The sequence below is a fragment of the Pseudomonas sp. IPO3778 genome (genome assembly GCF_013386825.1).
Classification (GTDB): domain Bacteria; phylum Pseudomonadota; class Gammaproteobacteria; order Pseudomonadales; family Pseudomonadaceae; genus Aquipseudomonas.
This window is the reverse complement of record NZ_JACARC010000052.1, coordinates 19,092-31,916: the sequence shown is the minus strand read 5'-3', so window position 1 is coordinate 31,916 and position 12,825 is coordinate 19,092. Positions and strand designations below refer to the sequence as shown.

Here is a 12,825-nt window from a genome sequence, read left to right as displayed (position 1 = left end):
GCGCGCCCCCGGCAATCCCGGCAGACTGCCCCCCTCGAGTTGAATCAGTGCGGGGAAGAACAGGATGGATCGGCTGGCGGCGATGGAAACCTATGTCTACGTGGTAGAGACCGGTTCTTTTTCTGCGGCTGCCAGGCGTCTGGACGTCGGGCAACCCGCTGTCTCAAAAACCATCGCACAGCTGGAAGAACGCCTGGGTGTGCGCCTGCTGATCCGCTCCACGCGCGGGTTGACGCCCACCGAGGCCGGCACGCTGTTTTTTGAGCACGCCCTCAAGGTGATCGAGGGGGCGAACGAAGCCGAGTTCGCCGCGCGCGGTTCGGCGGCCGGGCTGAGCGGCACGTTGCGTATTTCGGCGGCGACCACCTTTGCCCGGTTGCACATCCTTCCCCACCTTGGCGAGTTCCTGACGCTGCATCCGCTGCTGGACGTGGACCTGCGGCTGGACGACCGTTCGATGAACCTGATTGAAGAAGGCATCGACGTAGCCTTGCGCATGGGCGATCTCAGCGACTCGAATTTGACCGCGAGAAAAATCGCCCAATGCCAACGGCGGGTGATGGCGACACCGGCTTATTTCGAACACCACGGGCTGCCCACGTCACCCGCCGACCTGGTGAATCACGAAGCCGTGGTCTATGCGCTGGGCGGCGGTGGCACCGCATGGACCTTCAAAAAAGACGGGGCCGAGCAACCGGTCATTCTCTCTGGGCGGATTCGGGTCAGCGCGGCCGAGGGCGTACGTACGGCGGTGTTGTCGGGCTACAGCCTCACCGTGTCGTCGGAGTGGATGTTCAGCCCAGAGCTGTCGAGGGGTGAAGTGGTCCCGGTGCTGGCGGACTGGACGTTGCCGGAACTGGACCTGTGGGCGATCTTCCCCACCGGGAGAATGGCGAGTGCCAAGGCCCGCGCCTTTGTGGACTATGTGGAGCAACTGATGGAAAAGCCGCCACATCCGTGACGGCCCTGGTGCCAGCAAACGTTAACCGCGCAGCGCGGGAAGCAGCTCGGCAGGGTCCGGGCGACGGGTGTAGTCCGGGTTGACCTCAGCGTACGTGATCACGCCGTCCTGGCCGATCACAAAACGTGCCGGCATCGGCAGCACCCAGGCAGGGTCGTTGTTGAAGGCCGGCAGGTCGTTGCCGAAGGACTTGTACAGATCCACCAGGTAGTCGGGCAAGTTGAAACGCAGGCCGAAGGCATCGGCCACTTCGCTCAGGGTGTCCGACAGGATCGGGAAGCTCAGCTTGTTGTCACGCACCGACTTGCGGCTGTTCACGTTGTTCTGCGGAGAGATCGCCACCAGGCTTGCGCCCAGCTCACGAAACGCCGGCAAGGCGTCTTCCAGGGCTTGCAGCTCCATGTTGCAGTACGGGCACCAAGCGCCACGGTAGAACGTAATCACCAGCGGCCCTTTGGCCAACAACTCCACCGAGGAAACAGGCTTGCCGTCCGGGTCGTTGAGCTTGAAGACGGGGGCCTTGTCGCCCACCTTCAAGGCGCGCTCGGCCTGGCCGCTGGCAATCAGTTCGTCGGTGGCACGCTTCATCAGCGCGTGCACCTGGGGTGGCGCGTTGTAGGGTGGTTTACCGGCAACGAAGTCCGCTTTGAATGCATCGAGTTTTGCTTGAAGAGTCATGTTCGGTTCCTGACAGAGGGGCGGTTCACCGCCCGGTTTTGATCGCCAGACAAGCATTCCTGTTTGCAGGGCGCCGCAGTAGAGAGACCGCAAGCATAGGAACTATTCTTTGGAGGAATGCGTTGCGTCAGGGCAAAAAAAAGCCCGGCAATCGCGCTGGGCTTCGGATGAATGAGGGCAATTAACTCAAGGTAAATTTCCCGGTCGAGAACTCGACCTGCACATTAAGCCGCCCTTCATTGACCAGCCACGGACGAACCGAAAACGTACGCGCCCCACACTGATGCATCGGGTCTTCGGCGGCGATCGCCTTGGCCTGTTCGATCGACGTTGCGCGGATGATGAACAGGCCGTCCCCATCCCAATACTGCTCGTCATCACTCCAATGCGGCCCTGCGGCAACCAGGATGCCTTCACGCTCGATCTTGCATTGGTGCTCAAGGTGTTGATGGAGGTTCTCCATCACCGCGCCGATCCCGTCGGCGGGCGTGGAAAAGACCGCATAAAACTGCTTCTGGAGCATCCCCTTGCTCGCTTCAAGCACCTGCTCCCGCGTGACTCGCGTGTGTCCCATCGTTGCACCTGCAGAGAAATATCAGGCGGGCAATGTAGGGACATTCGCAGCGGCCGGTATAGGCCAGCGGGAGGAATAAGATTTATTCCGAGCAAGAATGGAACTCACCTTGGACGAGTCACGGCACCTTGCTCCATTGCCTGCTCATGTCTTCATCGCCCTTGCCGACACACTGGCGATGACGGGAAATCTCAACGGCCTATGCCTGCAAGTACTGGCCGTTTAACAGAGAACAAACTCTCCCACCCAGCCTCGGCTACACGCAATCCCAGCCACTCATCAGGACTCGCGTGTTCCCACGGTGTCGCATAGAAGATCTTCATTTTTACCCCAGGAGTCACTCAATGAAATGGCATCAACTGCTCTTCCCTTTCGCCGCGCTGGTGACTTGCGCCAGCAGCTTCGCCGCCACGCCCCCGCTGCAAACGTTTCTCGCCTGTGACGAAAACTCCCTGGCCGTGGTCAATCAGCCGGGCCTCAAGGAACGCATTCCCAGTGCGCTGGCCAACGGCAAGATCACCTTCAGTGGCGGCACCAAGACAGACATGGGGCAGCGGTGGGTGTTCGACACGCCGGTCACGCTCAATGGCGTCGCGTTGACCGGCTTTTTTGTGGAAGACCAGGACCTGATGGGCTCACGCATCATTGGCTGGGGCTTTTACACCCAGCAGGCACCCGATGAGCTTTACGCCCAGTTGAATAAAGTACCGGGCAGCCACCTGGAGAGCGCCAACGGGATTTACGCCCGCGCGCAAATCTGGTCGCACAAGCAGTCAGCCTGGGTACCGGAAAACGGCGATGACAATGCAGGCAAGTTGGTCACCGACACGGCAGAACGGATTTTGATGGTAGAACCGGCTTCGCAAGACGTGGCCAAGACCAGCAAAGGTATGGTCACTTGCTCGGTTCAAGGCTCGGTCAGCACAGCGATGCTGAAGTCCACTCGGCCTGACTTGATCAAGTGAGCCTTGGGGTCAGGCCACCGTTATCTAAACGTGGTCTGCCCCTTTGGGATCATGGCAGCACACACACAGTTTGTTGCCATCCAGGTCCCGAAAATACGCACCGTAATAGTCAGGGTGGTAGTGAGGCCTTAACCCTGGCGCCCCTTCGCCTACCCCGCCGAGGGCCAAGGCGGCTGCATAACTTCTTCTCACCGCCTCCCGACTGGGCGCAAGCAGCGCCACCATCTGCCCATTCCCCGGTGCACTGGGTTGTCCATCAAATGGCGCCCCAATGACGAAGAGTGGCCGAGGGGCGGTTTCGGCCACCCAACCGGCCCACGGCTTATTCGCATCACAGAATTTCAACCTGAGGCCCAACTCAGCCATCACCTTCGAATAGAACGCAAAAGCCCGATCAAAATCACCTGTACCTAAAAACACATGGGAAATCATGGCAGCTACCCTTGGGCGATGAATGCCCAGGAGTCTGGCGCGAAATGATGGCTGGCGAAAGCCTGATGACTTCACCTTACAGATGTAGGGCTCCCCTCCCCTCATACGCCTGATAAAACCGTAAATCCCAACAGTTCGCAGGGTGCCGCCCGACATTTCGCCAACCCATAATGGACTTACAACAATAAAGGGGCTCACCCCAAGGCACGTCAGCCATGTACAAAGACCATATCGTCAAGGCCCGCATGACGGACAGCCCCGCATTCATGGGAGCGGTCGCGGTGGTGATTTTCATCATCACGCTGGTCTGCGGGGTGGGCCAAAGCCGCCTTTCCCACTTGATGGGGCCCATCGTTCTTGACTTGAAGGCACCGCTGGCGCGTGACATTGCAGTGGGCGGCACGTTCACCGTCACGGTGGTGCTGAACCTGTTCATCCTTGGCCGGTTTCCCTTGCGGGCGCAGATCATCACGGTGTGGTGCGAACTGCTGGTGCTGTTCCTGTTGTTCTTCGACACCTTCAATCTTTCCTACGGTTTCATTGCGACCAAGATCGGTTTCATGATCACCCAAGGGGTGTTCACTACCGTCTACGTGTCGGCGATTTCGATTGCGATTGCGTTCGTCCTGGCCTTGCTGGGCGCCACCGCCCGCTTGTCTTCCAACGGCTTCGCGATTGCGATTGCGAGCTTCTACACCTCCTTTTTCCGCGGTGTTCCGCTGCTCATCCAGATCTATCTGATTTACCTGGGTATCCCTCAACTCGGTTATGTCGTCGGGGCCGTCCCAGCCGGGATCCTGGCGCTCTCACTGTGTTATGGCGCCTACATGACAGAGATCTTCCGTGCTGGCATCAGCAGTATCTCGCGGGGCCAGTGGGAAGCTTCGCGGGCGATTGGCCTGAATCCTTTCCAGACCATGACCCGAGTGATTCTGCCGCAGTCCATGCGGCTGATCATTCCGCCGACCGGCAACCAGTTCATTTCGATGCTCAAGGACAGCTCGCTGGTGTCGGTGATCGGGGTCTGGGAGCTGATGTTCCTGGCGAGAACACAAGGACGCGCCGAGTTCCGTCACCTCGAGATGCTGATCACGGCAGCGGTGCTGTATTGGCTGCTGTCGATCGTGCTGGAAACCGTCCAGGCCCGCCTGGAAAAGCACTTCAACCGCGCCCATCGCTGAACCAGGAGCATGACGATGAACCAGCCCTCAGTAGCCCCTGCCCCGTATCCCGCCATCTCGATTCAAGACATGCACAAATGGTATGGCGATTTTTATGTGCTCAAGGGCATCGACCTGCACATTGCCAGCGGTGAAATCGTGGTGGTGTGCGGGCCGTCGGGCTCCGGCAAGTCCACGTTGATTCGCTGCCTGAATCTGCTGGAAGACTTTCAGAAAGGCCACGTATTTATCGAGGGTACCGAGTTGACCCGTGATGCCGCCTGTGTGGCCGGCATACGGCGCCAGGTCGGCATGGTGTTTCAACAGTTCAACCTGTTCCCCCACATGACGGTGCTGGAGAACCTCATGGTCGGGCCCCGCCTGGTGAGCAAGCTCAGCGAGCTACAGGCGCGCGAGCTGGCCTATGAATACCTTGACCGGGTGCGCATCCGGGACCAGGCCGACAAATACCCCAGCCAGCTCTCGGGCGGTCAGCAGCAGCGCGTGGCCATTGCCCGCGCCCTGTGCATGCGCCCGCGCATCATGTTGTTCGACGAACCCACGTCTGCGCTTGACCCGGAAATGGTCAAGGAGGTGCTGGACGTGATGGGCGAACTGGCCCAGGACGGCATCACCATGGTCTGTGTCACCCACGAGATGGGGTTCGCACGACGGGTTGCCGACCGAATCCTCTTCATGGACCAGGGCTGCATCATCGAGCAAGCCAAACCCACTGAGTTTTTTGACAACCCGCAGCACGAGCGTGCCCGGGAATTTCTGTCGCAGATTCTCAGCCATTGAGAAGCACCGCCGAACCTTGCGAAGTCACCGACAAAAACAACAAGAACTGCATTCAAGCTACCTGGAGGCTTACCCATGATCTCGCTCACTCGCTTCGTCGCAGCAGCCACTGTCGCCACCGCCCTCGCCGGCCTCACAGGCACCGCCTGGGCGGGCTCGACCCTTGACCGTATCCATGAAACCAAGGTGATCAAAGTGGCCACCTCCGCCAACTGGCCACCGCAATCGTTCCTGGGGCCGGACAATAAACTGCAAGGGTTTGATATCGACGTCGCCAGCGAAATCGGCAAACGCCTGGGCAGCAAAGTCGACTTCGTGACGCCCGAGTACGGGATCATCACCGCAGGCCGCTGGTCGAACCGCTGGGATTTGTCGGTGGGCTCCATGACCCCCACCACCGAGCGCACCCGGGTGCTGGACTTTCCCGCGATCTACTACTACACGCCGTATGTATTTGCCGTGCACAAGGACGCTGCCGCAGCCAAATTGGCGGACCTGAACGGCAAGATTATCGGCGTCGAGGCCGGTACGACTTCGGAGGACTACATCAATCGTCGCCTCAAGATCGACGCCGCCGATGTGCCGCCGTTTACCTATGACGTCACACCCGGCGAGGTTCGCACGTACGGCGACAGCATGGGCCCGCTGGATGACCTGCGCATGGGTAACGGGGTCCGTCTGGACGCCACCCTGTCCGCGCTTCCAACCATCGTCGCGGCCATCAAGAATGGCTACCCCATCGTCAGGGTGGAAGGCAAACCGGCCTACTACGAGCCCCTGGCTATCGCCGTGGACAAGGGTGATGAAGCGTTCAACAGTGCGCTGACCAAGATCGTCGCCGACATGAAAGCCGACGGCACACTCAAGCAGCTGTCTGAAAAATGGTACGGCGCCGACCTCACCCAGGTGCAATAAAAACCCCACAGGCCATACAGGCGCCCGTCCTCGACGCGGCGCGCTGTACGCCTGCGCCGCGAAAAAAGGACGACGGACTTCATGTACACCTACAACAACAACTACTACACCGCCACGATGCGCGAGACGACTGAGCGTGCGGCGCTGTCAGGCAATGTCCAGGCCGATGTCTGCGTCATCGGCGCCGGGCTGGCGGGGTTGAGCACCGCGTGGGAACTGGTTTCGCGCGGGCAGTCCGTGGTGCTGCTCGATGCGGGCCGTGTGGCCTGGGGAGCGTCAGGGCGCAATGGCGGTTTTGTGCTTCAAGGCTGGTCCGAAGGGTTGTCCTCCATCGAACGGCGCTGCGGCAAACCGACAGCCGCCGCGCTGTTCAAACTGTCGCTCGAAGGGGTCGATATTGTTCGGGGCATGCTCGCCGCTCATCAATTCCCGGGTTGTACACCCACGCCCGGAAAACTGAGCGTGGTTCGCTACGAGGATGGCGAGAACCTGCAGCGCATGCGCGACAAAATGGCCGCGGATTTCGACTTTCACCTCGACTATCTGGACCGCCAGGCGGTGCGCGAAAAGCTCAAGACCGAGCGGTATTTCCAGGCACTGCGGGACAACCATGGTTTTCACTTCCACCCCTTGAATTATTGCCTCGGCCTGGCCCGGCTTATCGAAGCCAGCGGCGGAAAAATCCATGAGCGCTCGTCCATGACCCGCGTCGAAAGCCGCAACGGACGACACCGGGTCGTCACCGATCAGGGCAACGTCGATTGTGCCCAGGTGGTGTACTGCTGCGGCGGCTATGGCGGGCCGGAGTTCGGCAAACTGCGCCGCGCCTTCCTGCCCATCGCAACCTACGCGGTGCTGACCGAGCATCTGGGCGATCGCCTGGCGGAGGCCGTGTGTACCAGCGATGCAGTGGGCGATAACCGTCGGGCCTCGGACTATTACCGAATCGTCGAGGGCGACCGCCTGCTGTGGGGCGGTCGCATCACCACCCGCAACCTGCAAGATGAAAAACGCCTGGGGCAGTTGCTGACGCAAGACATCCTCGACGTTTACCCACAGTTGCGCGGCATCCAGATCGAAAAAGCCTGGTCCGGGCTGATGGGCTATGCGCGGCATAAAATGCCGCACATAGGCCCGCTCGGGAAAGGCTTGTGGACATGTACATCATTTGGTGGCCATGGTATGAACACCGCGCCGATCGGCGCACGCGTCATCGCCGAGGCGATTTGTGGCGAAACCGATCGCTACCGTCTGTTTGATGCCTACGGCCTGGAATGGAACGGCGGCCCCCTCGGTCCGGCGGCCGCACAAACGGTGTACGCGGGCCTGAAGATGATGGACATGTTTCAGGAAAGGCGTTCGCAACACAGGGCAACTCATAAAAACTGAACCCGAGCGAGGTCAAGGACGTGTCCATGGAAACGCAGAATCCCGGCCCACTGTTTAACCTCACCGACAAGGACCGGCAGTTGCTTGGCCTGCTGCAGGCCAACGCACGCGAACCCACTGCGTCATTGGCCCGCAAGCTCGGGGTGTCGCGCTCTTCAGTGCAGGAGCGGATCACCCGCCTGGAAAAGGCCGGGGTCATCACCGGCTACAGCGTGCGCATCGACCAGGACCGGCTTCAGCAGACGATCAATTGCTTCACCATGACCTCCTGCACCAACAAGAGCTACACCGATGTCATGACCTCGTTGCGCAAAATGGAAGCGGTGCAGGCCGTGTATGCGGTCTCGGGTGAGTCCGACTTCATCATTCACCTGGCCACTACGACCTTGAGTGAACTCAACGCCGAGCTCACCCGGATCAACATGATCAAGGGGGTGGCGCACACGGCTTCCCACATCGTGATGGAGACCAAGTTCAGTCGGAAACTGACGGTGTGAAGTGCCCGGTCACGCCTGATGATGCTCCACCAAAAAATCGACAAACGCCCTCACCCGCGCCGGCATCGCCGAGCCGCCGACGAACACCGCGTGAATCGGCTCCCGGTCTCCCGGGTTATAGGCTTCAAGCAGTGGCACCAGACGGCCGCTTTTCACATCGTCGGCCACGCTGAACGCGCCAATGCGCGCAATGCCTGCGCCCAGCCTCGCCAACTGGGACAACGCTTCCCCACTGTTGCCCTCGATCGTACCGGCCACTTTCAGCGAAAAATCGCGCCCGTCCTGGCGAAACGGCCAGTCGGGCGCTGCCCGGCGAAAGTTGAAACGCAGGCAGTTGTGGTCGAGTAAGTCTTGGGGCACCAGCGGTGTGCCGTTGCGCAGCAGATAGTCCGGCGAGGCCACGATGAGCTGCCCGGTGGCCCCGATCAGGCGCGCGGTCAACGGGCTGTCGGCCAACAGGCCAAAGCGAATCGCCACGTCCGCTTGCCCACCCAGGATGTCCACGACCTCATCTCCCAGCAGCAGATCCACCACGATGGCCGGGTAGCGCGCGCTGAATGCGGCAATCAGCGGCACGATCGACAGCCGTCCGTGGGCCAGCGCCGCGCTGACTCTCAAGCGCCCCCGGGGCACACCCTGGTCGGTGATTGCATCTTCGACTTCCGCCATGTCTGCCAGGATGCGCCGAGCACCGCGCAGGTAGGCCTCGCCCTCGGCGGTGAGCGTAATCGCCCGGGTGGTACGCAGCAGCAGCCGGGTACCGATTCGCCGCTCGATACGCGCGATGATCCGGCTGACCGACGACGGCGTGAGGCTCAACGCACGCGCCGCGCCCGACAGGCTGCCCTGCTCCGCCACCATGGCAAATACCGCCATCTCCCCTGACCGCCCGGCTATGTCCATTTGTGCGCTCTACGCAAAGCTGTCGTGGCCCACCTGGGGCTACTGCTGGAAAAGGCAGGATTGTAGCATTTGGCACACAGATGAGGAGCCACCCATGCGTATCAACCCACCGCTTTTAGCACTGTCCATCGGCGCCTTCGGCATCGGTGTCACGGAGTTTGCCCCCATGGGCATGTTGCCCGGGATCGCCAGCGATCTTGATGTGTCCATTCCCGCCGCCGGGTTGCTGGTGAGCGCCTACGCCATGGGCGTGCTGATCGGCGCGCCGATCATGACCCTCGCGACCGCCAGGGTTCCACGCCGTTACCTGCTGATCGGCCTGATGGCGATCTTCACCCTGGGTAACCTGCTGTCGGCGTTGGCGCCCGACTACCAAACCCTGATGATGGCGCGGCTGGTGACCTCGTTGAACCACGGTGCATTCTTCGGCATCGGTTCGATCGTGGCCGCGAGCGTGGTGGCGCCAGACAAACGCGCGGGGGCCGTCGCGGCGATGTTCCTGGGGCTGACCCTGGCAACCATTGGCGGCGTGCCCCTGGCCACCTGGTTCGGTGAGAACTTCGGCTGGCGTACCGCGTTCTGGGGCATCAGCGGGCTCGGCGCGATGGTCATGGCCGCCCTGTGGTGGGCGCTGCCGAATGCGCCGGCCCCCAAAGGCGGCAGCCTGATGGCCGAGATCCGCGTGCTGGGCCGTGGGCCGGTGCTTGCCGCGCTGGCACTGACCGTTGTGGGCTCCAGTGCGATGTTCACGGTGTTCACCTACATCGCGCCGATTCTGCGGGATGTCACCCATGCCTCGACCAACTTCGTCACCGGGATGCTCGTGCTGTTCGGCATCGGCCTGACCCTTGGCAACGTCTGGGGCGGTAAATCGGCGGACCGTTCGGTGGACCGCACCTTGATCACATCCCTCGTGGTGCTGATTGCCGTGCTGCTGGCGTTCTCGGTACTCATGCAATGGCCGTTGCCTGCCGCCTTGTCGATCCTGTTGTGGGGCGCAGCCAGCTTTGCGTTGGTGCCACCGTTGCAGATGCGCGTGATGGAAGCGGCCAAGGATGCACCGAACCTGGCATCCGCCATGAACATCGGCGCGTTCAACTTCGGCAATGCCATCGGCGCGGCGCTGGGTGGGGCGGTGCTCAACGCGGGATTGGGCTACCCGGCGATTTCCCTGGCTGGCGCAATCATGGCGGGCCTGGGCTTGCTGATGGTACTGGTTCTCGGCTGGCGCTCGCGACGTGCGGGTTCACGTACGGCTCGGGAGGTGGCGCAGGCGTGAAGGATGGGTTTCCACGAAACGCCAAGTCATCGCTTGCAAAATAATCAGCCCCGCTTCAATATTCCAAGCATAAACTTGGTTAATTAAACCAAGCCCGATGCTTATGCCCTTCGCCGGTTTGCGCCGCGAATGCATTACAAGGAATCGTTGATGCACACCCAAGACAGCAGTTGGGGCGAGTTGCTCCGCGGCAAGAACGCCACCCGTTCCATCGCCCTCTCAGGTGGCATAGCGCTCTATGCCACCAACACCTACATCGCTACCACCATCCTGCCGTCAGTGGTCGCCGAAATCGGCGGCCTGGAACTCTATGCCTGGAGTACCACGCTGTACGTGGTGGCCTCGATCCTCGGTTCCGCGCTCACCTCCAAACTGTTGCTGCGCACCGGCCCGCGATTGGCGTACGCCGTCGCCACCCTGGTGTTCATGGTGGGCGTGTTGATCTGCGCCCTGGCGCCGAGCATGCCGGTGATGCTGGGGGGACGTTTCATCCAGGGCCTGGGCGGCGGGATATTGCTGGCCTTGTGTTACTCGATGATCCAGCTGGTGTTCGAAGAACGCCTGTGGCCGCGGGCAATGGCGCTGGTGTCGGGCATGTGGGGCGTGGCGACGCTGGTCGGGCCGGCGGTGGGTGGCGTGTTTGCCGAGATGGACGCCTGGCGCCTGGCCTTCGGCGCGATGGTGCCGGTGAGCCTGGCGTACATGGTGCTCACCAGCCGCGCCCTGCCCCCACGGAACACCGCCGCGACGGCGACCGCCCGTTTGCCGGTACCTCAGTTGGTGCTGTTGGCCGGCGCGGTGTTGGCGGTGTGTGCGGGCAGCGTCTCGTCGCTGCCGGGCTGGAACCTGCTGGGCATCGCGACCTGTGCCGTGTTGGTGTGGCTGCTGATCCGCAAGGAGTCCAAGGCCACGGTCCGTCTTCTGCCCAGGGATGCGTTGAAGTTCAGCACCCCGCTCTGCGCGCTGTATGCGACCACCTGTTTGTTGGTGATCGGCATGAGCAGCGAGATCTTCATGCCGTATTTCCTGCAGCACCTGCATGGCCAGTCACCGTTGATCGCCGGCTACATGGCGGCGCTGATGGCCGCGGGTTGGACCGTCTCGGAAATCCTCAGCTCCGGCTGGACCGGCCGTGGTCCGCACCGCGCGATCCTCGCCGGGCCGCTGTTTATCGTGGCGGGCCTGGTGATACTGGCGATCACCACGCCCATCGCCGGTCACGGGGACTGGATGCTGCTGGCACCTATTTGCCTCGGGCTGTTCCTGGTGGGGTTCGGCATCGGCCTGGGCTGGCCGCACCTGTTGACGCGCATCCTGCAAGTGGCCTCGGAGCAGGATAAAGACACCGCCGCGTCGTCGATCACCACCTTGCAATTGTTCGCCATGGCCATGGGCGCGGCGCTGGCGGGGGTGATTTCGAACATGGCCGGCATCAACGACGTGGCAGGCACCGCCGGCATCGCCAACGCGGCACGCTGGTTGTTCGCGCTGTTTACCCTGGCACCGGTGTTGGCCCTGGTGATGGCGTTGCGGGCAACGCGCACGAGGGTCAGCGTCGGGGATGAATTAACGGTGTCTTGAGCCTGAACATCCGCTGGCACCGCCTCTGAAAAAGCCCTGCCCGTCAGGGCTTTTTTGCGTTTGCAAGAATTTTTCGTCGAGTGACTTTCATTATGAAATCCACTGTGCAATATTACTCTCGTAATATTTAGCAACAGATCCCGGAGATCGTCGTGAAAAAAGCCAGCTTCCAACCCATGCCCTGCCCGGTCGCCCGTGCCCTGGAGCACATTGGTGATGGCTGGAGCCTGTTGATCCTGCGGGATGCGTTCTACGGGCTGCGCCGTTTCGATGAGTTCCTTGCCAGCCTCGGGATCGCCTCAAACACCCTGACCCGCCGCCTGAACACGCTGGTGGCCAACGGTTTGCTGGAACGCCGCCCGTACCAGGACCACCCGCCGCGCCACGAGTACCACCTCACCGAAGCTGGTCGAGACCTGCGCCAGGTCATCCTCACGCTGATGGCCTGGGGTGCGCGACACGCCGAGGGCTCGACCAAGGTATTTCTCGCCGATGAAACCACCGGGCTCCCCGTGGTGCTCGCCTTGATGGACGCCAACACCGGCAAACCCATCACCCGCGACGGCCACCGCGTACATGTCGCTGCCGATGCCGAACCGCTGACCCAGTGGCGCGCGCGCACCGGCCGGGCCTACGCCGAAAAAGACCAACTGGTCAGCCCCTTCCCCCACTAATGCTCAATGAGGTCAT

At 61.6% G+C, this 12,825-nt stretch carries 14 protein-coding genes; 10 read left to right on the top strand and 4 right to left on the bottom strand.

Annotation, left to right across the window (positions count from 1 at the left end; all coding sequences use genetic code 11):
- Window positions 1-64: 64 nt before the first annotated feature.
- On the top strand, window positions 65-961 hold the full coding sequence (locus HX855_RS26370) for a LysR family transcriptional regulator (RefSeq protein ID WP_177089868.1): 897 nt from the start codon (window positions 65-67) through the stop codon (window positions 959-961).
- 21 nt (window positions 962-982) lie between these two features.
- On the opposite strand, the gene HX855_RS26365 is transcribed toward HX855_RS26370, so the two are convergent.
- The gene (locus HX855_RS26365; protein WP_177089867.1) at window positions 983-1,639 is read right to left on the bottom strand and encodes a peroxiredoxin-like family protein; all 657 of its coding nucleotides are present in this window, start codon (window positions 1,637-1,639) and stop codon (window positions 983-985) included.
- Between the two features lie 181 nt (window positions 1,640-1,820).
- Complete coding sequence (locus HX855_RS26360; RefSeq protein ID WP_177089866.1) at window positions 1,821-2,213, bottom strand: YciI family protein; 393 nt, start codon at window positions 2,211-2,213, stop codon at window positions 1,821-1,823.
- A 344-nt stretch (window positions 2,214-2,557) separates the two neighbouring features.
- Here HX855_RS26360 and HX855_RS26355 point away from each other — a divergent pair, with 344 nt between their 5' ends.
- A complete protein-coding gene (locus tag HX855_RS26355) occupies window positions 2,558-3,178 on the top strand; it encodes a hypothetical protein (protein ID WP_177089865.1) in 621 nt (206 codons plus the stop codon).
- 24 nt (window positions 3,179-3,202) lie between these two features.
- On the opposite strand, the gene HX855_RS26350 is transcribed toward HX855_RS26355, so the two are convergent.
- Window positions 3,203-3,610: a VOC family protein gene (locus tag HX855_RS26350; protein WP_177089864.1), complete on the bottom strand. Its 408-nt coding sequence runs from the start codon at window positions 3,608-3,610 to the stop codon at window positions 3,203-3,205.
- A gap of 215 nt (window positions 3,611-3,825) precedes the next feature.
- Here HX855_RS26350 and HX855_RS26345 point away from each other — a divergent pair, with 215 nt between their 5' ends.
- The 5 genes from HX855_RS26345 to HX855_RS26325 all read left to right on the top strand — a co-directional run bounded on the left by HX855_RS26345 (window position 3,826) and on the right by HX855_RS26325 (window position 8,372).
- Window positions 3,826-4,791 carry an amino acid ABC transporter permease gene (locus HX855_RS26345; RefSeq protein ID WP_177089863.1) on the top strand — a complete coding sequence of 322 codons (966 nt, stop codon included), beginning with the start codon at window positions 3,826-3,828 and terminating at the stop codon, window positions 4,789-4,791.
- A 15-nt stretch (window positions 4,792-4,806) separates the two neighbouring features.
- Window positions 4,807-5,571, top strand: a complete 765-nt coding sequence (locus HX855_RS26340; RefSeq protein ID WP_177089862.1) for an amino acid ABC transporter ATP-binding protein — start codon at window positions 4,807-4,809, stop codon at window positions 5,569-5,571.
- Between the two features lie 75 nt (window positions 5,572-5,646).
- Window positions 5,647-6,486, top strand: coding sequence for a transporter substrate-binding domain-containing protein (locus HX855_RS26335; protein WP_169388908.1), 840 nt, complete (start codon window positions 5,647-5,649; stop codon window positions 6,484-6,486).
- Between the two features lie 81 nt (window positions 6,487-6,567).
- On the top strand, window positions 6,568-7,875 hold the full coding sequence (locus HX855_RS26330) for an FAD-binding oxidoreductase (protein ID WP_177089861.1): 1,308 nt from the start codon (window positions 6,568-6,570) through the stop codon (window positions 7,873-7,875).
- A 26-nt stretch (window positions 7,876-7,901) separates the two neighbouring features.
- Window positions 7,902-8,372: an Lrp/AsnC family transcriptional regulator gene (locus tag HX855_RS26325; RefSeq protein WP_010172103.1), complete on the top strand. Its 471-nt coding sequence runs from the start codon at window positions 7,902-7,904 to the stop codon at window positions 8,370-8,372.
- A 9-nt stretch (window positions 8,373-8,381) separates the two neighbouring features.
- Here HX855_RS26325 and HX855_RS26320 read toward each other — a convergent pair whose 3' ends face one another.
- Window positions 8,382-9,275: a LysR substrate-binding domain-containing protein gene (locus HX855_RS26320; protein WP_177089860.1), complete on the bottom strand. Its 894-nt coding sequence runs from the start codon at window positions 9,273-9,275 to the stop codon at window positions 8,382-8,384.
- 94 nt (window positions 9,276-9,369) lie between these two features.
- Here HX855_RS26320 and HX855_RS26315 point away from each other — a divergent pair, with 94 nt between their 5' ends.
- The 3 genes from HX855_RS26315 to HX855_RS26305 all read left to right on the top strand — a co-directional run bounded on the left by HX855_RS26315 (window position 9,370) and on the right by HX855_RS26305 (window position 12,809).
- Complete coding sequence (locus tag HX855_RS26315) at window positions 9,370-10,554, top strand: MFS transporter (RefSeq protein WP_177089859.1); 1,185 nt, start codon at window positions 9,370-9,372, stop codon at window positions 10,552-10,554.
- A gap of 150 nt (window positions 10,555-10,704) precedes the next feature.
- Window positions 10,705-12,135, top strand: coding sequence for an MFS transporter (locus tag HX855_RS26310; protein WP_177089858.1), 1,431 nt, complete (start codon window positions 10,705-10,707; stop codon window positions 12,133-12,135).
- A gap of 152 nt (window positions 12,136-12,287) precedes the next feature.
- Complete coding sequence (locus HX855_RS26305) at window positions 12,288-12,809, top strand: helix-turn-helix domain-containing protein (RefSeq protein ID WP_177089857.1); 522 nt, start codon at window positions 12,288-12,290, stop codon at window positions 12,807-12,809.
- Window positions 12,810-12,825 lie beyond the last annotated feature (16 nt).